Genomic DNA, 20078 nt, shown 5'->3' on the forward strand with positions numbered 1-20078 from the left:
CGCAGGCGCCCTCCCGCGCAGCGGGTTCGTTCTGCGGCCCCAATATGGTCGTTGCCGAAACCATAGGCGATAGGCTGCGTTAACGCAAAGCTGCGCTCAAAGGCAACCCGCCAACGCAAAGCCAAAAGTAATGTGGGTGGTTTTGTGGGGCACCACGCGCATCAAGCGGCTTAACAACGTTAAATCAATATGTTGGAAGATAAAATGGCGGACAGAGAGGGATTCGAACCCTCGATACGCTTTCACGTATACACGCGTTCCAGGCGTGCGCCTTCAACCACTCGGCCACCTGTCCTTAACAGCTCTCTGCCTCTATCGGGCAGTGCAGCCGGTCGGGCGCGATATATACCGATGAATTTCCGCGGATCAACCCAAATCTGACAGATTTTTGACTTGTCCGCGCAAATACCTATCTATTAGCTCTTCGCGGACAGGAAGGGGGCCTGGCTGCGGGTGCTGTGCGTTTCGCCGTCCCTCTCGGCAAAAGCTGGAGATGGAAATGCTGCGCTTTGTATTTCGTGCCCTGAGTTTCCTCTGCCTCTGCCTCGCAGTGATCGTGGCGACGATCGATTCGATCGAGTCTGTCTCGATCTCGCAGGTCGCCGTCACTCCGCTCGCCACGACCTGGGCGGAGACTAGCCCTGCAACTCTGGTCGGCGCGCAGTCCCTGGTGGAAGCCTATGCAGGCAAGCCCGTCTGGCAGATCATTTCGGCCTGGCTGCTGCCGCAACCGGCTTTTGCCGTGCTTCTGCTCCTGGCATTGCTGCTGTGGATGATCGGTTACCGGAAGCCTTCGCCCGCCGGCCGTTTTGCGGCCTGACCTGTCGGCGGCGGTGCGCCGTACCTATATATGCGACATGAAAAGCCAGAAGCCGCTTCACCGGCCAGAGAGAGGCAAGAATGTTCCTGATCGACATGTTCAACAAGAAGACCACCATGCCCACCCCGGACACGGCCCTGCCCGGCCGCGACCAGCCGATCCCGACCGCGGAGACCCATTTCGTCTCAGGCAGGCCGCTCAAGGGACCTTATCCTGAGGGCCTGAAGACGGTCTATCTCGGCATGGGCTGCTTCTGGGGGGCTGAACGCCTGCTCTGGAACACGCCCGGCGTCTGGGTGACTGCCGCCGGCTATCAGGGCGGGATCACCCCGAACCCGACCTATCAGGAAACCTGCACAGGGCTCACGGGCCATACCGAAGTGGTCAAGGTCGTCTACGACCCGGGACAGGTGACACTCGAAGCCCTGCTGAAGATCTTCTTCGAGGCGCACGACCCGACGCAAGGCATGCGTCAGGGCAACGACATCGGCACGACCTACCGCTCGGCCATCTATGCCGAGAGCCCTGACGACATAGACACCGCGATCCGCATGCGCGACGCCTTCCAGGAGGCGCTGATCGCGTCCGGCCGGAAGATGACGGTGACGACCGAGATCGCGGCGGCCGGTCCCTTCTATTATGCCGAGGACTATCACCAGCAATATCTGGCGAAAAATCCGGATGGTTATTGCGGTCTTCGCGGCACCGGCGTCTCCTGCCCAATCGCGCCCGCGGCATAAGCGCCCTGCCCAAGACAAGGGCAGAAAGCTCATTGATCTGACAGGATTTTCGGCAATCGTCGCCGGAAATCCTGCGGTTCCACTATTCCTTTACCGGATGAAAAAAATCTGGTGAATTTTTCCATGAGCCATGCAAGGATGCGCGCAGCCAGGCCCTTGATGAGGGGGTCGGTGGTTCCGCAGACATGCCTTCCAAAGGGCTTGCGGGAGGACCCAACAAGATCAATAGCAACAACAGGGCTGCACAATGAAAAAAACCCTTTTGAGCCTCTTTGCCTTGACCGCCATGTCGGCCACGGCGCTTGCCGCGGACATCAAGCCGGCGCTCGTCTACGGCACAGGCGGCAAATTCGACAAGTCCTTCAACGAGGCGGCCTATGCCGGCGCAGAGAAGTTCAAGGCGGAAACCGGCATCGAGTATCGCGATTTCGAGCCGACCGGCGATACCCAGGGTGAACAGGCGATCCGCAACTTCGCATCCAAGGGCTACAATCCGGTCGTTGCCGTCTCCTTTGCCTGGACCTCGGCGATCGAAAAGGTCGCAGCCGAATTCCCTGACACCAAGTTCGTCCTCGTCGACAGCGTCGTCGATCTGCCGAACGTCCGCTCGGTCGTCTACAAGGAAGAGGAAGGCTCCTATCTCGTCGGCGTCCTGGCTGGCCTCGCCTCGAAGACCGGCAAGGTCGGCTTCGTCGGCGGTATGGACATCCCGCTGATCCGCAAGTTCGAATGCGGCTACGAGCAGGGCGCACGCGCCGCCAAGGCCGACATCCAGGTCTTCCAGAACATGACCGGCACCACCGGTGCGGCATGGAACGACCCGGTTCGCGGGGGTGAACTCACCAAGAACCAGATCGACCAGGGCGCGGACGTCATCTATGCGGCAGCCGGCGCCACCGGCCTCGGCGTGCTGCAGACCGCCGCCGACAACGGCAAGCTTTCGATCGGCGTCGATTCGAACCAGAACCACCTGCATCCGGGTTCGGTTCTGACCTCGATGGTCAAGCGCGTCGACCTCGCCGTGTACAACGCCTATGCCGATGCCAAGGGCGACAAGTTCACCGCCGGCGTCCAAGCGCTCGGCGTCAAGGAAGACGGTGTTGCCTATGCCCTCGACGAGAACAACGCCAAGCTGATTACCGACGACATGAAGGCAGCGGTCGAAAAGGCCAAGGCCGACATCATTGCCGGCACGATCAAGGTCCATGACTACATGTCGGACAATTCCTGCCCGAAGTGATCTGATACGGGCGCAAGACGGCATGATCGGCCGTCTTGCGCCCTTTCCATGTCTTGAGCATCCTGTCCGCGCCGGAAGCGGGACGATCAAACGGGCGGGCTGCTTCAAAAATCCATAAAAGAGGGCGTTCACCGCAGGCTTGCGGGCAACGCTCCGGGGGATTGGAATGAGCGAAACGAACCGGGCACCGGCGATCGAGCTGATCGGCATCGACAAGAAATTCGGCGCCGTGCATGCCAACAAGAACATCAACCTGACCGTGGCCAAGGGTTCGATCCACGGCATCATCGGCGAGAATGGAGCCGGAAAATCGACGCTGATGTCGATCCTTTACGGCTTTTATCATGCCGACAGCGGCAGCATACACATCGACGGCAAGCCAGTTGCGATTCGCGACAGCCAGTCGGCGATCGCCGCCGGCATCGGCATGGTGCACCAGCACTTCATGCTGGTCGAAAATTTCACCGTGCTTGAAAACCTGATGCTCGGCGCCGAAGGCGGCGCCCTGCTCGGCAAGGGCACGGACAAGGCGCGCGCGGCGCTGAAGAAGCTCGAGGACGATTACGAGCTCGAGGTCGACCCGGACGCAGTCATCGAGGAACTGCCGGTCGGGCTGCAGCAGCGCGTCGAAATCCTGAAAGCCATGTATCGCGGCGCCGAGATCCTTATCCTCGACGAACCCACCGGGGTTCTGACGCCGGCCGAGGCCGATCATCTGTTCAAGATCCTGCGCGTGCTGCGCGACCAGGGCAAGACCGTGATCCTGATTACCCACAAGCTGCGGGAGATCATGGCGATCACCGACACGGTGTCGGTGATGCGCCGCGGCGAGATCGTGGCAACCCGCAAGACGGCGGAGACGACGGTGGAGGAACTCGCCGAACTGATGGTCGGGCGACGGGTGCTGCTGCATGTCGAAAAGGGCAGCGCCAAGCCGGGAGACGTCTATCTTTCGGTGCGCAACCTCACCGTCAAGGACAGCCGCGGCGTCACCATGGTCGACAACGTCTCCTTCGACGTTCGGGCCGGCGAGATCGTCGGCATAGCGGGCGTGGCGGGCAACGGCCAGAGCGAACTGCTGGAAGCCATTACCGGCATCCGCAAGCCGACATCGGGCGAGATCTTCATTTGCGGCGAACCGGTCGCCGGCTATGATCCGGCGAAGCTGCGCTCCATCGGTCTAGCCCATATCCCGGAAGACCGGCATCACATGGGCCTTATCCTGCCGTTCGAGGAAAGCCAGAATGCCATTCTCGGCTACCACCGCGATCAGCGCTACGGCAAAGGCCCGTTCCTCGATCCCGACCTCATCCGCAAGGCGGCCGTCGAAGAGATCGAGAAATACGACATCCGGCCGCCGAACCCACGGCTCAAGACCGCCAACTTCTCCGGCGGCAACCAGCAGAAGATCGTCGTCGCTCGCGAAATCGAGCGCGACCCGAAACTTCTTATCGTCGGCCAGCCGACCCGCGGCGTCGATATCGGCGCCATCGAATTCATCCATCGCCGGATCGTGGAGACCCGCGACGCCGGCAAGGCCGTGCTTCTGGTGTCCGTCGAACTCGACGAGATCCGTTCGCTCTCCGACCGTATCCTGGTGATGTTCGCCGGCAAGATCGTCGGCGAGAAGAGCCCGGAAACCGGCGAACAGACACTCGGCCTGATGATGGCCGGCATTGCCGCATGAGGTTTTGATGAGTACCGCTTCCGTACCCCTTCCCAACTGGATCAACTACGCGCTTCTGCCGTTGCTCAACCTCATCCTGGCGTTTCTGGTGTCCGGCCTCGTCGTCTGGATCATCGGCGAAAATCCCTATGAGGCGCTGAAGCTCATGCTCGCCGGCGCACTCGGGCGCGGCGAGGGCATCGGCTTCACGCTCTATTATGCGACCAACTTCATCTTCACCGGCCTCTCCGTCGCCGTCGCCTATCATGCGGGGCTGTTCAACATCGGCTCGGAAGGCCAGGCCTATGTCGGCGGTCTCGGCGCGGCACTCGTGGCGCTGGCGCTCGACCATTACGTGCCGTGGTACGTGACGATGCCCTTCGCGGTTCTGGGTGCCGCCGCCTTCGGCGCGGCATGGGCGCTGATCCCCGCATGGCTGCAGGCCAAACGCGGCAGCCATATCGTCATCACCACCATCATGTTCAATTTCATCGGCGCGGCGCTGATGGTCTACCTGCTCGTCAACGTGCTGATCGTGCCGGGCAAGATGGCTCCGGAAACCCGCACCTTCCTGCCGGGCGGCCAGTTGCCGAAGCTCGACTGGCTGATGGCGCTGTTCGGGCTGAAGCTCGGTCCGGCCCCCTTCAATGTTTCCTTCCTGATCGCGCTCTTCATGTGCGTCGTCGTCTGGGTGCTGATCTGGCGCACCAAGCTCGGCTACGAGATGCGCACGCTCGGGCTTTCCCGCCCGGGAGCGGCTTACGCCGGCATTCCCTATGTGAAGATCGTCATGGTCACCATGCTGATATCAGGCGGGCTTGCCGGAATGATGGCGCTCAATCCGGTGCTCGGCGCCTCCGCCCGCCTGCAGGTCGAGTTCGTCGGCGGGGCCGGCTTCGTCGGCATCGCGGTTTCGCTGATGGGACGCAGCCACCCTCTCGGCATCCTGCTCGCGGCCATCCTCTTCGGGGTGCTCTACCAGGGCGGCGCCGAGCTTTCCTTCGACATGCCGAACATCACCCGTGACATGATCGTCGTGATCCAGGGTCTCGTCATCCTGTTTGCCGGCGCGCTGGAATACATGTTCCGTCCGGCGATCGTGCGCATCTACCAGCAATTCGTGAGAGGTTGAGGCAAGACGATGGATTTCTTCGATATCCTCATCAGCATTCTGGGATCGACCATCCGCCTGTCGATCCCGCTGATCTTTACCGCCCTTGCAGGCCTCTTTTCCGAACGCTCCGGCATCTTCGACATCGGGCTCGAAGGCAAGATGCTGGCAGCAGCCTTCGCAGCGGCATCGGCAGCCTACATGACGGGATCGCCGTGGATCGGCCTTGCGTCGGGTATCGGCGTTTCACTCGCCTTCTCGCTGGTGCACGGCTTTGCATCGATCACCAATCGCGGCAACCAGATCGTCTCGGGCGTCGCGATCAACTTCGTGGCGGCCGGCCTCACCGTCGTTCTGGGACAGGCCTGGTTCGGCCAGGGCGGCCGCACGCCGCAGCTCGCGGGCAGCGCACGCTTCTCGCCGATCACGCTGCCGGGGGCGGAGGCGATGCGCGACGTGCCGGTGATCGGCCCGCTTTATGCCAACGTGATCTCCGGCAACAACCTGCTCACCTATCTTGCCTTCCTGGCGGTGCCGCTTTCGTGGTGGGTGCTTTACCGTACGCGCTTTGGCCTCAGACTTCGCGCGGTCGGCGAAAACCCCGGCGCAGTCGATACCGCCGGCATCTCGGTGACATGGCTGCGCTACCGGGCCGTGCTGGTCGCGGGCTTTCTCTGCGGCTTCTCGGGCACCTATCTGGCAATCGCCCAGTCGGCGGCCTTCATCAAGGACATGTCGGCCGGCAAGGGCTATATCGCGCTCGCCGCGCTGATCTTTGCCAAGTGGAAGCCGGTGCCGGTGCTGCTCGCCTGCCTGCTCTTCGGCTTCCTCGATGCGCTCGCGAATTTCATGCAGGGCAAGTCCGTGCCGCTGATCGGCGAAGTGCCTGTCCAGATCTTCCAGGCACTGCCCTACATTCTGACCTGCATCCTGCTCGCCGGCTTCATCGGCGCGGCAAACCCGCCGAAAGCCGGCGGCGTACCCTATGTGAAGGAGCGCTGAACCATGTCGCACGATCTCTTCGAAGCCGCACGCGGCGCGATGAAGTTCGCCCATGTGCCCTATTCCAAGTTCCCTGTCGGCGCGGCCATCCGCGCCGATGACGGCAAGGTCTATACCGGCGCCAATATCGAGAATCTTTCCTTCCCGCAGGGCTGGTGCGCCGAACCGACGGCCATTGGCTGCATGGTCATGGGCGGGGGCAGGAAGATCGTCGAAATGGCCGTGATCGCCGAGAAGCTGGCGCTTTGCCCTCCCTGCGGCGGATGCCGGCAGAAGATCTCCGAATTCGCGGATGCCGGCACGAAGATCTATCTGTGCGACGAAGTCGGCGTGCAGAAAACCATGACCATGGCAGAACTCCTGCCCTTCAGCTTCGAGACGGACATCCTCGGATGAAGGCGGTGATCGATCTTCTCGTCGACCGGCTGAACGGGCTGGTGCCGCGTCATGGCATCGTTCTCGGCTCGGGTCTCGGCTCGCTCGTCGATGAAATCCGCAACCCGATCCGCATTCCCTATACCGAGCTGCCGGGCTTTCCGGTGAGCGGCGTATCGGGCCATGCCGGTGCCGTGGTGGCTGGCCTGCTCGGCAATGTGCCGGTCATCATGCTCGCCGGCCGCATCCATTACTACGAACACGGCGACCCGAATGCGATGCGCCTGCCGATCCAGGTGCTGATGGGGCTCGGCGTGCAGTCGCTGATCCTCACCAATTCGGCCGGATCGCTGCGCGAGGACATGCCTCCGGGCTCGGTGATGCTGATCTCGGACCACATCAATTTCTCCGGCCACAACCCGCTGATCGGCCAGGACAGCGACAGGCGCTTCGTCGGCATGACGGCGGCCTATGACGCGGAACTTTCCGCCGCAATGCGCCGCGCGGCGGAAGAAGAAGGCATTCCGCTTTCCTCCGGTGTCTACATGTGGTTCTCCGGCCCAAGCTTCGAAACGCCGGCCGAGATCCGCATGGCGCGCATTCTCGGCGCCGACGCGGTCGGCATGTCGACCGTTCCGGAAGTGATCCTTGCGCGCTTTTTTGGGCTGCGCGTCGCCGCCGCATCGGTTATTACCAATTACGGAGCCGGCATGACGGGTGCTGAACTCAGTCACGAAGAGACCAAGGACATGGCTCCCATCGGCGGAAAACGACTTGCCGCCATCCTCAAAAGGATGATTGCCGGCGGAGGGACGACCCATGGACACGCATGAACTGCGGGCGACAGCCGCCCGTGCCTTGTCGCTGCTCGACCTGACCAATCTCAAGGACGACTGCACGCCGGCGGCCATCGAGGCGCTGTGCGAACGGGCGCTGACGCCTTACGGCCATACGGCAGCGATCTGCATATGGCCGCGCTTCGTGCCCCAGGCGCGCGCGCTGTTCGGGGCGGAAACACCTGTCCGGATCGCGACGGTCGTTAACTTTCCTTCCGGGGAGATGAAGGTCGAGGACGTGGTTGCCGAAACCCGCGACGCGATTGCCGACGGGGCTGACGAGATCGACGTGGTCGTCCCCTATCGCGCGCTGCTTTCCGGCGACGAACAGGCCGTCAGCGACATGGTCGCCGGCGTGAAGGCCGCCTGCGGTCCGGCCATCACGCTCAAAACGATTCTGGAGACAGGCGAAATCAAGGACATGGCCCTGGTTCGACGCGCCTCGGAACTGGCGATCGAAGCGGGCGCGGATTTCATCAAGACCTCAACCGGCAAGGTCTCCGTCAACGCCACGCTGGAAGCGGCCGACACCATGCTGCAGGCGATCCGCGACAGCCGCAAGAAGGTGGGCTTCAAGCCGGCGGGCGGTATCTCCACCGTGGCGGACGCTGCCCTCTATCTTCGGCTTGCAGACACGATCATGGGCGAGGACTGGGCGATACCGTCGACCTTCCGCTTCGGCGCGTCCGGCCTGCTCGACGACATTCTGTCCGTGCTTGGCGGCGGGCGCGCGGTCACCGACAATTCCGATTACTGAAACCCTGACCGTCAGACATGCTGCCACAGGAAATCATCCGCAAGAAACGCGACGGCGGCACACTGACAGCCGCCGAGATCGCCGGCTTCATCGAGGGGCTGAGCAAGGAAACGATCTCGGAGGGCCAAGTCGCGGCCTTCGCCATGGCCGTTTTCTTCCGCGGCATGACGCCGGAAGAGATCGTGGCGCTGACGCTTGCCATGCGCGATTCCGGTGAAGTGCTTTCCTGGCAGGGCGTCGGCAAGCCGATCGCCGACAAGCATTCGACCGGCGGCGTGGGCGACAATGTTTCGCTGATGCTGGCACCCATCGTTGCGGCCTGCGGACTGGCGGTGCCGATGATTTCCGGCCGGGGGCTCGGCCACACGGGCGGCACGCTGGACAAACTGCAGTCCATTCCGGGCTATGACGTCATGCCCTCGCCGGAGATCTTCCGCCGGACGGTGGACGATGCAGGTTGCGCGATCATCGGCCAGACGGGTGACCTCGCTCCCGCCGACAAGCGCCTCTATGCGATCCGCGACGTGACCGCGACGGTGGAATCCATCCCGCTGATTACCGCCTCGATCCTTTCCAAGAAGCTCGCTGCGGGACTGGAGAGCTTGGTGCTCGACGTCAAGACCGGCAACGGCGCTTTCATGAGCAATGCTCAGGACGCCGAGGCACTGGCGCGCTCGCTGGTGACGGTGGCCAATGGCGCGGGCGTGAAGACCACCGCGCTGCTCACCGACATGAACCAGCCGCTCGCCGACTGCGCCGGCAATGCGGTCGAGGTGCAGAATGCCGTCGATTTCCTGAAAGGGCAAAAGAGCGGCACGCGGCTTGAAGAGGTGACGCTGGCGCTTTCGGCGGAAATGCTGGTCAATGCCGGCATCGTGGCGGACATCGACGCCGCCCTCTCACGCTGCCGGGATGCACTTTCCTCCGGAAGAGCGGCGGACTATTTCGGACGGATGGTCCATGCGCTCGGCGGTCCTCTCGACTTCATGGAGCATGCCGAGAGATACCTGCCGAAGGCTCCGGTGCAGATCCCGGTCCTGGCCGCTACTGACGGCTGGCTTTCGGCCTGCGACACGCGCGGCCTCGGCCTCTGTGTCGTGGCGCTCGGCGGCGGACGGCAGCGTCCGAGCGATGCAATCGACCACAAGGTGGGGCTCACCGGCTTCCTGCCGCTCGGAACGGCCGTCTCGAAAGGCGATGTCATTGCCTTGGTGCATGCCAATGACGAGGCAAGCGGCAGCCGCGCGGCCGAAATGGTTTCGATGGCCTATACGATCGGGGCCGCCGCGCCCGTTCTTTCGGCGACGATCGGCAAGCGGATCGCCTGAGGCGGCAGACTGCCTCCGCCTCAGCGGGTGAGACGCATGGTATCGCCTTCGACCGCATAGGCGTCGAGACGCTTGAGGAAACTCATGCCGATGAGCGTGGTCGATAGCGCCTTGTCCCGAAATACGAAAGCCTCGACCTTATCGACCCTGACCGTGCCGATCTCAACCCGCTGAAGCGTGACGAGCGCGGCGTCCGTGCGGCCGTTGGCGGTCGAAATCGGATACTTGAAATCGAGACCGGCAATGCTGATGCCGAGCCGCCGAGCCGTGGTTTCATTGATCGCAACCAGCGAGGCGCCCGTATCGATGAGGCACTCGACGGGCTTGCCGTTGAGTTTGAAACTGCCGGCATAGTGACCGCGTCCGTCCGCTTTCAGCAGCGCCACACCGCCCGGAAGACCGACCGGCGTCGGCGCAGCCTCGACTGCCGGCGCGGCCGGTGCGATCCTGCCTTCGCTCTGGATAAAGCGCGGCACCTGCGTAGCAAGAACGACGGCCACGGAAACGAAGACAAGCGTGCGCACCAACATGGGCAATCCCCGGGATGACGAAGAACGCCTGCGTAGCACGACACCCCCTGAAAAGCCGCTAACCCAAACGGAAAACGGCCCGCAAAGGGCATTTGCGGGCCGCTTTCATGTCGTGGTGGTTAAGACTTCATTTCGTGCCGTACATGCGGTCGCCGGCATCGCCGAGACCGGGCACGATATAACCCTTCTCGTTCAGATGGCTGTCGATGGCGGCGGTGAAAACCGGCACGTCGGGATGAGCCTCACAGAAATGCTTGATGCCTTCGGGCGCGGCAAGCAGGCAGAGGAAGCGGATGTTCTTAGCACCCCGCTCCTTCAGCTTGTCGATTGCGGCAATCGAGGAATTGCCGGTGGCAAGCATCGGATCGACGACGATGACGAGGCGCTCGTCGAGCGCATCGGGCGCCTTGAAGTAATATTCGACCGGCTGAAGCGTGTCATGGTCACGGTAGACCCCGATATGCGAAACACGGGCGGCCGGCACCAATTCCAGCATACCCTCGAGAAGGCCGTTTCCGGCGCGAAGGATGGACGCGAACACCAGCTTCTTGCCCTCCAGAACCGGCGACTGCATCTCGGCGAGCGGGGTTTCGATCGTCTCCATGGTGAGTTCGAGATCACGGGTGACCTCGTAGCAGAGAAGCGTCGAGATTTCCCTGAGAAGCCGGCGGAAGCTCGACGTGGAGGTCTCCTTGCGGCGCATGATCGTGAGCTTGTGCTGTACGAGCGGATGATCGATGACTGTGACGCCGTGCATGGGGATAGCCTTCTTCTATTTTTCGCGGATGAAATTGTTCTTCCACATTCGCGCGGCGGCCCGCAAGAGCAGGCCGCAAATTTGTGCGCTCATCCCCAATCCGCAGCCTGCAACTTCGCCAGCAGCATCTTTCGGGTCGTCTCATCGACAAAGGCCGCCTCGATCGCGGTGCGCGTCATGGCGTTTATCTCCGCATCCGAGAAGCCGAAAACCTTCGACGCGGTCTCGTATTCCTGCGCCAGCGAGGTGTGGAAGAAAGGCGGGTCGTCGGAGTTCAGCGTCACCCTGACACCCGCCTCAACGAAACGGCGCAAGGGATGGCTTTCAAAATCGGGAAAGACTTTCAGCGCGATGTTCGAGCCGGGGCAGACCTCGAGCACGGTGCCGAGATCGGCGAGCCGCCTGACGAGATCGGGGTCCTCGATCGCCCGCACGCCATGGCCGATGCGGCTCGGCCGCACCAGATCCAGCGCATCGGCAACGGAAAAGGCGCCGCACAGCTCGCCGGCGTGGATGGTGATGCCGAGGCCCGCTTCGCGCACGATGTCAAAAGCGCGCGCGTAATCTGAAAAACGGTGCAAGCGTTCCTCGCCCGCCATGTTGAAGCCGGTGACGAGCGGGTGCTCGAATTCTGCCGCCCATTCGGCCCGGCGCAGCACACTTTCCGGCCCCAGATGGCGCTCGCCGACGATAATCATGCGGCATTCGATGCCGGTCTTTTCCCTGGCCGCCATAATACCTGCCGCCAGACCGCCGATATAGTCACTGGGAGAAAGTCCCACGGCCTCGCCATGGTCAGGCGAAACGAACAGTTCGCTATAGATCGTGTTCGCGGCGGCGAGTTCGCCGAGATAGGCCTCGGCGAGGGCGGCATAATCCTCCGCCGTGCGGAAGACGGAGGCCACGAAATCGTAGCATTCGATGAAGCTGGTGAAATCCTTCCACACATAAGCTCCGTCACGCACAAAGGCGGAGAAATCGATGCCGTATTTCTCGGCCTGGGCGAGCGTCAAAGCCGGCGGGGCCGCACCTTCGACGTGACAGTGCAGTTCGGCTTTCCTGAGTTGGGATGTCAAAGAAAACTCCGTCCACGCGGCCCGGCGGGAATGCCGAGATGGGCCGCGATCGTTTCGCCGATATCGGCGTAGGTATTGCGGATGCCGACGGCGCGCGACTTGATGCCGGGGCCGAAGGCCATGATCGGCACGCGCTCGCGGGTGTGGTCGGTGCCCCGCCAGGTGGGGTCGCAGCCGTGATCGGCGGTCAGAAGCACCATGTCGCCGGGCCGGAGCTTGCGATGAACCTCGGGGAGGCGCAGGTCGAAGGCTTCGAGGGCCGCGGCATAGCCCGGCACATCGCGGCGATGGCCGTAAAGCATGTCGAAATCGACGAAGTTGGTGAAGACGAGATCGCCGTCCTCCGCCTCGTCCATGGCCTGAAGGGTGACATCCATCAGCGCCATGTTGCCGTTGCCTTTTAGAACACGCGAAACGCCCTGATGGGCGAAGATATCGCCGATCTTGCCGACGGCATGCACATGGCGGCCGGCCTCGACCAGCCTGTCGAGCAGCGTCGGCTCCGGCGGCAGCACGGAATAATCGCGCCGATTTCCCGTCCGCTGGAAGGTGGCCGGCGTCTCTCCAACAAACGGTCTGGCGATGACCCGGCCGATATTCAGGGGATCGACGAGCTTGCGAACGATCTCGCAGAGAGAAAGCAGGCGTTCCAGGCCGAAATGAACCTCGTGCGCCGCGATCTGGAAAACGGAATCCGAAGAGGTGTAGCAGATCGGCTTGCCGGTCCGGATATGCTCCTCGCCGAGTTTCGCGATGATCTCCGTGCCGGATGCATGGCAATTGCCGAGAATGCCGGCAAGGTTCGCCTCGCGACAGATCGCCTCGACCAATTCGGGAGAAAAAGCATCGCCTTCGGCGGGGAAATAGCCCCAGTCGAACATGACGGGCGTTCCGGCGATCTCCCAATGCCCGGAGGGCGTATCCTTGCCGTGAGACACTTCGCTGGCGGCGCCATGCAGCCCGAAAACGCGCTCTGGAACCGGCATGCCCGCCGGAAAGCGACCGGACGCCAGCCGCGCAATCTCGACGAGGCCGAGCGCCGACATGTTGGGTAGCGACAGCGGTCCCGAACGCAATCCTTTGCGGTCGCCGATGCCGGCGGCGCAGAATTCGGCGATGTGACCGAGCGTATCGGCGCCCTCGTCGCCATAGCGGACCGCATCCGGCGCGCCGCCTATGCCGAAGGAATCGAGAACGAAGAGAAATGCACGTGCCATGATCCACCCGAAGCGCAGGATCGTGGCCGTCATGGCCGATGTCTCTCCTGCGTCTATACGAGCCGATGTTTAGCGCCATGTCGAAGACTTGGCAAACCTGGGGGAGATATCAACGATGCAGTGCCGATCCCCCCGGCGGCAGATGCTAGCAATCGCTGCACGTGATGCCGTTGCCGACACGCTGACGGAAATAGAACTCCCGCCGGATGGTGATATCCTTCAGTTCATGGCCTGTGAGTCCCGGAAGATACATCAGCAACTCGTGGCCGACACTGAGTTCCGAGTGAACGAGAAAGGTATCGGCGATCAACATATCCGAGGGCACCGATACGGATGAGCCGACGGCATAGGGAGCAGCGCCGGTGTTCGACCAGGACCACGCTATCGTCGCCTGCTTGTTGCTGTCGATCTTGACTCCCGAAATTTTGAGAGAAAGATCGTTGACGGCATAGGGAACGAAAATGGCGTCCGTCACATCCACCATTCCGGCAAGATCGCTCTTCTTGACCGATGTATCCGCGCGCGTGACCAGATCCGCGACAGTGCTCGCCGCCATCGTCACCTTTTTCGACACGCTCAGCCCCATCATCAACTCGAAGGCGCACAGATAGAGCACGATCAGCATGGGGGCCAGCAGGGCGAATTCGACCCCGCCGATACCCCGTCGGTCGGACATGAAGCGCCGCAACAATGCCGCAGCACCGCGACGAACGCCGGTCGCATCCGAACCTGCCTGAATACGATCGATATCGAAGCGCCTCACGGGTAGTCCTCGTTGCGAAACGCGGTGGTGGCGATAATGAGAAACTGCTGCGTCTGGCTGTCGGGCCGGATATGGGTGATCGATCGGATGAGATCGAACGTGATATCCCAGCGGTAATAGGCGCGCAGCAGATTGATCGTGTCCGGCCCGCCGGGCGAATAATGGAAGGCAGAGGTATCGAGATCGGAGTAGTCGCCGCCGATACGGGGAATGCCCACCTTGTCCGCAATAGCTGCAAAACTCGAAAGCGTTTCCACATCCAGATACAGTTTTTGCGGCGTCGAAATCTCACTCGCCGAACAGGCGATCATGATGGAGATTTCGTCGCAGAATGCCGCACGGAACGCTTCCGCCGTGTTCATGTCCGTCGAACGTCCGAGCTTATAGGTGATGTTGCCCGTCCTCAGTTCGCGCGCCATGGTGTTCACGGCGTTCGTCACCAACTGTTCGGCGATATAGGCGGCAAAGGTTTCGAGGATCGCGAAAATGATGATGAAATACGGGACGGCGAGGATGGCGAACTCGATCGCCGCCGCTCCGTCCTTGGAGCGCCTCAGCCTACGCCACAACGAGAAGCGCGGTCGCCAGCTGCGACGTTTGACACTGCCCTGATGTTCGAATGCGCTCATCGCCTGTGACCGAATGCGGGTTCGCCAGGACACTAGGGGCGAAGTGTTGAAATTCCGTTTCCGGTTTCTTTACGTTTTTCCCGATCCGGGGCGCCTGCCGAAGAAAAGGCTCCTTCGCCGGCTTACTTCGAACCCGAGCTGGAGCCGGTTGCGGCATGTTCCTCGCAGTTGGGCGTACAGGACAGTACGGTGCGGCTGGTCGCCTTGAAGACACGCACCGTATTGCCCTCGTCAATCGAGACAAGGATACGCTCGTCGATGATCGCGTTCCCGTCAGCATCCAGAAGAACGAGATTGGTCGTGCCGAAAGCCCTGCCGGTCAGGACAATGGTCTTGGCGTCGGCGACCGTGGCGTCGGCGACATCGGAGTTGCCGACGATCACCTTGCTGACCGGCCGATCCAGTTTCAGGACGCGCGCATTGTTCATATAGACGCGCAGCAGGCCCGCATCGTCGTCTTCCGCCGATGCGGAAAGCGGTGCTGCGAGCGCGCATGCAAGTGTGCAAGCGACGGCAAGTGGTTTGAAACCGCTGCGAAACAACATGCGTGCCAGCCTTCCGAAGCATTCAATACATGGATCCAGAAGGCAGGATGATGCGGATTGGTGAACGGACGGTTAAGGCAGGCACACTTCAGTCAGGGATATGCGGGCGCGGGAGCCGGCCGGTCCGCGAAACCGAGGGAATGCGTGCCAGAAGCGCCGCCCGCAGAACTTCTGTTTTGTCAAAAATGGGTCCGATGCGGCGGATTGGCAGGCATTATTCCCAAAACCGGTCACGCTCAACCACGCCATGCCCGGTTAGCCGCCGGGTGGGCTGACAAAGATCGAGGCTTCAGCGACAGGACCGGGGTCGATCGTGATCAGCCAACAAGCTGATTTAAAACAGCTTTACCCCTACTGGCGGGAAAATCGATAAAATATGCGTGGTCGTCCTTCGCATGCATTTACCAAGCTGTCGTCATTTTAGCTTTTAGAGGTTGGTAACCGTATTTCTTAAGTCGATGGCAATGGGCGGGTGTGTAATTTCCTTTCATCCGAGCAACGGCAAACAGTTGCCGGCAGTGCTGAACAACTATTGTGGAGTAGGAGAGTACCATGACCAAGATTTTCGCACGTTTCCTGAAGGATGAGTCCGGCGCCACCGCTATCGAATACGGCCTGATCGCAGCCCTCATCTCCGTCGCCCTCATCACCGGCGCCTCGACGCTCGGCAACGCCCTCGACAACCAGTTCACCCAGATCTCCAAGGAACTGGATTACACCTCGAAGTAAACTGCGCGACAGCAGATCCTTACTGTCTGTGGAAGAGACCTAAGGGCCGCCTCAAGCGAGAGGCGGCTCTTAGATATTTGCCGGTCTCGATGCCGCGTTTCCAAACGTCTACGGATTTGCGATTTTGTAAGTCTTTGACAATACGATAATGCGGTTGAAATTCGAGGAAAACAGCCATGTATGAAGCTGCGGTTTTCGTGATTTTCCCGCTGTGCCTCGTGGTCGCGGCCTTCACCGACCTGTTCGAGATGACGGTCCCGAACCGCATTCCGGCGATCCTTCTTGCCTCCTTCCTCCTGCTTGCGCCTTTTTCCGGTCTCGGCCTTGGCGATTTCGGCTGGCATATCGCTGCCGGCATCACCGTATTCGCCGTTGTCTTCGGCCTTTTCGCCCTCAACGTCATGGGCGGCGGCGATGCGAAGCTCCTGACGGCGGCGGCCGTATGGTACGGCTTCACCCCGTCCCTTCTCCATTTCCTGATCTATGTGGCCTATGGCGGCGGTCTGCTGACGATCCTGATCCTGCTGGTGCGTGCCCGCGCCAATACCGTCATGGCGCTCGGCCTCCGGGTCCCGCATTCGATCCTGACCGCGAAGAAAATTCCCTATGCGATTGCCATCGGCGTCGGCGGGCTCGTCACGTTTCCCCAATCGCCGCTCGTGCTCGCAGCGCTGGAACAGATCCGCTAGACGCCGGCATCCGGCGGCGGAAAGTTATCGTTAACCAAGCCCGTAAGTGTCTTATTAACCATAATTACACCAATTGCTGATCATTCTGCGGGGCACAGTGCTTTGTGCTGCTCAAGGAAAGATCATGAAACCCGCGCGCATCATCATCCTCACAGTCGCCGTCGTGGCGGCCGGAATGGCAGGGCTCCTCGCCATGCGCCTCGGCGGCACGAAACAGGTCGTGATGCAGCAGGTGAGCGGCGAGGTTAAAAAGGAGCCGACGGTCGATGTCCTCGTCTCCGCCGAGAACCTGCCGGTCGGCGCGCGCCTGAACGACAAGTCGATGCGCTGGATGACCTGGCCCGAAAGCAGCATCGTTCCGGGTTTCATCACCAGAACCGACCGGCCGGATGCGATCACCGAGCTTTCGGGCGTCGTTGTGCGCCTGCCGATGTTCGAAGGAGAACCGCTCAGGCGCGAAAAGATCGTCGATTCATCGACACGCATCATGTCTTCGCTGCTGCCTTCCGGAAAGCGGGCCGTCGCAACCGAGATTTCCGTCGCGACCGGCGCCGGCGGCTTCATCCTGCCCAACGACCGCGTCGACATCATCATGGTCCGCAAGGGGACCGAGAACAACTACCTGACAGAAACCGTCCTTTCGAACATCCGCGTGCTGGCCATCGACCAGCAGGTCGAGGAGAAGGAAGACGGGAGCAAATCCGTGATCGGTACAACCGCGACGCTCGAACTGACGCCCGACCAGGCCAGGGTGATTACCGTTGCGCAGCAGATGGCCGATCGGCTGTCTCTGGCGCTCCGTTCGGTTGCCGATGCACAGGAGGAGGACACCTCGGCCGCAGACTACCTGTTGAGCGGCGGGTCGGGCGCTCCCTCCATTCAAGTCATCAAATCCGGTGAAGTAGTGAAAGCCGGGGCGTCTGAAGGCCAAACACAATGATCGAGGATGCCGCCGTGCTGAACTTGAAACGGAAAATCCGCGCTTCGCTGGCCGCAGGACTGGCATTCTCGGCGGCGCTTTCGGGCGTGCCCGGCAATTTCGCCCCCCACATATTCGATGTGCCTGTGGCGGAAGCGGCAGCCCAGAGCGTCATCCGCATCAACGAAACGGGTCCCGGCGCCCGGCGCACCGTCAAGCTCGGCCTCAACAAGGCGCTGGTGATCGACCTGCCGCAGGATGCGCACGATATTCTGGTTGCAGATCCCTCGATGGCGGATGCCGTTACCCGCACTTCGCGGCGTATCTATCTCTTCGGCAAGGCGGTCGGCCAGACGAACATCTTCATCTTCGGCGCGAACGGAGAGGAAGTCGTGAGCATCGATGTCGAGATTGAGCGCGATATTGCAGGGCTGGAGAACAACCTTCGGCGTTTCATTCCCGAGTCCGACATCAAGGTCGAGATCGTTTCGGACAATATCGTGCTGACCGGAACGGTGCGCACACCCCAGGATGCGTCACGGGCCGAGAGCCTTGCCACCGCCTTCCTGAAGGGCGGCGAGGCAACCACCCGAAACGAGACGGCGACGGCCTCAAGCGAAAGCGGCGATGCGGCGGTTGCGATCTTTGCCGAAGACCGCCAGGTTTCCCAGATCGTCAATCTTCTGACAATCGAGGGCGAAGACCAGGTTTCGCTCAAGGTCACGGTCGCGGAAGTCAGCCGATCAGTGCTGAAGCAGCTCGGTTTCAGCGGCTCCATCTCGGATGGCACAAGCGGTATCGGCTATGCCAATCCGGCCAATCTCGGCAACGCCATCGATCCGACAGGCGTGGGCAAGATCACCGCAACGCTCGGCAGTTCGGGCTTCGGCCTCAGCACCTATATCAACGCCATGGAGCAGGCCGGCGTCATGCGCACGCTCGCCGAGCCCAGCCTGACGGCGATCTCCGGCGAGCAGGCGAAGTTCTACGTGGGTGGCGAATACAGGATGGCCGCAGAGCAGGAAGTCGACACCGATTCCGAAACCGGAGAGACGACGCTTTCGCGCACCACCGAAACGGTCGAATACGGGATCGAACTCAACTTCCGTCCCGTGGTTCTCGCTCCCGGCCGTATCAGCCTCGCCATCGAGACCAACGTCTCCGAACCCACCTGGGAAGGTTCCGATGTCACCGGCAATACCCAGAGTGGCATCCCCGGTTCCACCTATCTCTCGATCCGCAAGCGCGAGGCATCGACCACCGTCGAACTGCCTTCGGGCGGCTCGATCGTAATCGCCGGTCTGGTGCAGGACAATATCCGCCAGGCGATGACCGGCCTGCCCGGCCTTGCCAAGATCCCGATCCTCGGCACGCTGTTTCGAAGCAAGGACTTCCAGCGCAACGAGACCGAGCTCGTTATCATCGCCACGCCCTATCTCGTGCGACCGGTGGCGCGCAACCAGCTCGCCCGCCCCGATGACAACTTCAACCCGGAAAACGACGGCGCCACCTTCTTCCTGAACAAGGTGAACAAGGTCTATGGCCGCCGTCAGGCCGGTACCGCGGGCCAGTACCACGGCGCCGTCGGATTTATCTACAAATGAGCCCGGAGGCCGACATGACGACGCCAACGACACAGCTCGCAGGAACAGAAAGCCGGACCGCCATGGCCGAACATAAATCCCGCCGCGGACGTCTCGCAGTCACCTTGCTCGTTCTTGGTGCGGCAACCATGCTCGCAAGCTGCGGCAGCATGAACAAGGACGGAATGTCGACGGGAGCGATCCCCGACGACTACCGCACCCGCCACCCGATCACGCTGACGGAAGTGGAGCATACCCTCGATATTCCGATCGCATCGGGAGACCGCAGCCTGACGACGGGGACGCGCGATGCCATTGCGGGTTTTGCCGGTGACTATGCTTCGAAATCCAAGGGCAATCTGCAGATCCTGCTGCCGCAGGGCTCGCCCAACTCGGTCGCGGCTGCCCACATGCGGAAAGAGATCCGCTCAGTGCTGGCCGGCAACGGCGTTCCGGCGCCCCGCATCGTTGAAACCAGCTACCAGGCAGGGGCAACGGGCGATGCCGCACCGGTTCGGTTGAGCTATGTCGCGGTCACCGCCGTCACCGACCAGTGCGGCCAATGGCCGGAGGACTTGCAGAACAACACCTATGCTAACAAGAACTGGTATAATTTCGGCTGCGCGACACAGGCGAACCTCGCCGCCCAGGTGGCCAATCCGATGGATCTCGTGACGCCGCGTGCAACGGCACCGATCGACGCGACCCGCAGGTCCACGGTCATCGGTCTCTACCGCGAAGGCAGCGACACGTCGACGAACTAGCA

At 61.7% G+C, this 20078-nt stretch carries 22 protein-coding genes and 1 tRNA gene; 15 read left to right on the top strand and 8 right to left on the bottom strand.

Annotated elements, in window-relative coordinates:
* Window positions 1-205 precede the first annotated feature (205 nt).
* Window positions 206-295: transfer RNA gene (locus J5N58_RS19275), tRNA-Ser, on the bottom strand.
* 207 nt (window positions 296-502) lie between these two features.
* On the opposite strand from J5N58_RS19275, the gene J5N58_RS19280 reads away from it, so the two are divergent.
* From J5N58_RS19280 to deoA, 10 genes are all read left to right on the top strand, one after another.
* The gene (locus J5N58_RS19280; RefSeq protein WP_112827821.1) at window positions 503-820 is read left to right on the top strand and encodes a hypothetical protein; all 318 of its coding nucleotides are present in this window, start codon (window positions 503-505) and stop codon (window positions 818-820) included.
* Window positions 821-900: 80 nt separating this feature from the next.
* Window positions 901-1560 carry a peptide-methionine (S)-S-oxide reductase MsrA gene (msrA, locus tag J5N58_RS19285; RefSeq protein WP_244712378.1) on the top strand — a complete coding sequence of 220 codons (660 nt, stop codon included), beginning with the start codon at window positions 901-903 and terminating at the stop codon, window positions 1558-1560.
* Between the two features lie 247 nt (window positions 1561-1807).
* Entirely contained in the window at window positions 1808-2800 is a 993-nt protein-coding gene (locus J5N58_RS19290; protein ID WP_112827530.1) for a BMP family lipoprotein, read from the top strand.
* 166 nt (window positions 2801-2966) lie between these two features.
* Window positions 2967-4487, top strand: coding sequence for an ABC transporter ATP-binding protein (locus J5N58_RS19295; protein WP_112827529.1), 1521 nt, complete (start codon window positions 2967-2969; stop codon window positions 4485-4487).
* 7 nt (window positions 4488-4494) lie between these two features.
* Entirely contained in the window at window positions 4495-5598 is a 1104-nt protein-coding gene (locus J5N58_RS19300) for an ABC transporter permease (RefSeq protein WP_112827528.1), read from the top strand.
* A 9-nt stretch (window positions 5599-5607) separates the two neighbouring features.
* Window positions 5608-6579, top strand: a complete 972-nt coding sequence (locus J5N58_RS19305) for an ABC transporter permease (RefSeq protein ID WP_113437302.1) — start codon at window positions 5608-5610, stop codon at window positions 6577-6579.
* Between the two features lie 3 nt (window positions 6580-6582).
* Window positions 6583-6975, top strand: a complete 393-nt coding sequence (locus tag J5N58_RS19310) for a cytidine deaminase (protein ID WP_112827526.1) — start codon at window positions 6583-6585, stop codon at window positions 6973-6975.
* Entirely contained in the window at window positions 6972-7787 is an 816-nt protein-coding gene (locus tag J5N58_RS19315) for a purine-nucleoside phosphorylase (protein ID WP_112827525.1), read from the top strand. The genes J5N58_RS19310 and J5N58_RS19315 overlap by 4 nt, the downstream gene beginning before the upstream one ends.
* Complete coding sequence (deoC, locus tag J5N58_RS19320) at window positions 7774-8547, top strand: deoxyribose-phosphate aldolase (protein ID WP_113467111.1); 774 nt, start codon at window positions 7774-7776, stop codon at window positions 8545-8547. Before J5N58_RS19315 ends, deoC begins: the two co-directional genes overlap by 14 nt.
* 17 nt (window positions 8548-8564) lie before the next feature.
* Window positions 8565-9875, top strand: coding sequence for a thymidine phosphorylase (deoA, locus tag J5N58_RS19325; protein ID WP_244712380.1), 1311 nt, complete (start codon window positions 8565-8567; stop codon window positions 9873-9875).
* A gap of 20 nt (window positions 9876-9895) precedes the next feature.
* Here the strand turns inward: deoA and J5N58_RS19330 are convergent, their stop codons facing one another.
* From J5N58_RS19330 to J5N58_RS19360, 7 genes are all read right to left on the bottom strand, one after another.
* Window positions 9896-10405, bottom strand: a complete 510-nt coding sequence (locus J5N58_RS19330; protein WP_244712383.1) for a TIGR02281 family clan AA aspartic protease — start codon at window positions 10403-10405, stop codon at window positions 9896-9898.
* A 127-nt stretch (window positions 10406-10532) separates the two neighbouring features.
* Complete coding sequence (upp, locus tag J5N58_RS19335) at window positions 10533-11162, bottom strand: uracil phosphoribosyltransferase (RefSeq protein ID WP_244712385.1); 630 nt, start codon at window positions 11160-11162, stop codon at window positions 10533-10535.
* An 89-nt stretch (window positions 11163-11251) separates the two neighbouring features.
* Window positions 11252-12238 carry an adenosine deaminase gene (locus J5N58_RS19340; protein ID WP_244712387.1) on the bottom strand — a complete coding sequence of 329 codons (987 nt, stop codon included), beginning with the start codon at window positions 12236-12238 and terminating at the stop codon, window positions 11252-11254.
* Complete coding sequence (locus J5N58_RS19345) at window positions 12235-13455, bottom strand: phosphopentomutase (RefSeq protein WP_244712549.1); 1221 nt, start codon at window positions 13453-13455, stop codon at window positions 12235-12237. The genes J5N58_RS19340 and J5N58_RS19345 overlap by 4 nt, the downstream gene beginning before the upstream one ends.
* Window positions 13456-13600: 145 nt before the next feature.
* Entirely contained in the window at window positions 13601-14218 is a 618-nt protein-coding gene (locus tag J5N58_RS19350; RefSeq protein WP_342346010.1) for a TadE/TadG family type IV pilus assembly protein, read from the bottom strand.
* A complete protein-coding gene (locus J5N58_RS19355; protein WP_112827518.1) occupies window positions 14215-14847 on the bottom strand; it encodes a TadE/TadG family type IV pilus assembly protein in 633 nt (210 codons plus the stop codon). The genes J5N58_RS19350 and J5N58_RS19355 overlap by 4 nt, the downstream gene beginning before the upstream one ends.
* A gap of 122 nt (window positions 14848-14969) precedes the next feature.
* Complete coding sequence (locus J5N58_RS19360) at window positions 14970-15392, bottom strand: pilus assembly protein N-terminal domain-containing protein (protein ID WP_244712389.1); 423 nt, start codon at window positions 15390-15392, stop codon at window positions 14970-14972.
* Window positions 15393-15944: 552 nt separating this feature from the next.
* On the opposite strand from J5N58_RS19360, the gene J5N58_RS19365 reads away from it, so the two are divergent.
* The 5 genes from J5N58_RS19365 (at window position 15945) to J5N58_RS19385 (ending at window position 20076) form a co-directional block, all read left to right on the top strand.
* Window positions 15945-16121: a Flp family type IVb pilin gene (locus J5N58_RS19365; protein ID WP_113338534.1), complete on the top strand. Its 177-nt coding sequence runs from the start codon at window positions 15945-15947 to the stop codon at window positions 16119-16121.
* Between the two features lie 176 nt (window positions 16122-16297).
* Complete coding sequence (locus J5N58_RS19370; RefSeq protein ID WP_113338535.1) at window positions 16298-16810, top strand: A24 family peptidase; 513 nt, start codon at window positions 16298-16300, stop codon at window positions 16808-16810.
* 124 nt (window positions 16811-16934) lie between these two features.
* Complete coding sequence (cpaB, locus tag J5N58_RS19375) at window positions 16935-17750, top strand: Flp pilus assembly protein CpaB (RefSeq protein WP_112827514.1); 816 nt, start codon at window positions 16935-16937, stop codon at window positions 17748-17750.
* A complete protein-coding gene (locus J5N58_RS19380; RefSeq protein WP_280521526.1) occupies window positions 17747-19333 on the top strand; it encodes a type II and III secretion system protein family protein in 1587 nt (528 codons plus the stop codon). Before cpaB ends, J5N58_RS19380 begins: the two co-directional genes overlap by 4 nt.
* A gap of 62 nt (window positions 19334-19395) precedes the next feature.
* Window positions 19396-20076 (top strand): CpaD family pilus assembly protein, encoded by a 681-nt coding sequence (locus J5N58_RS19385; RefSeq protein WP_112827817.1) that lies wholly within the window; start codon window positions 19396-19398, stop codon window positions 20074-20076.
* Window positions 20077-20078: the final 2 nt, after the last annotated feature.

This window comes from Paenirhizobium cremeum, assembly GCF_022884085.1.
In the GTDB taxonomy this organism is placed as follows: domain Bacteria; phylum Pseudomonadota; class Alphaproteobacteria; order Rhizobiales; family Rhizobiaceae; genus Allorhizobium; species Allorhizobium cremeum.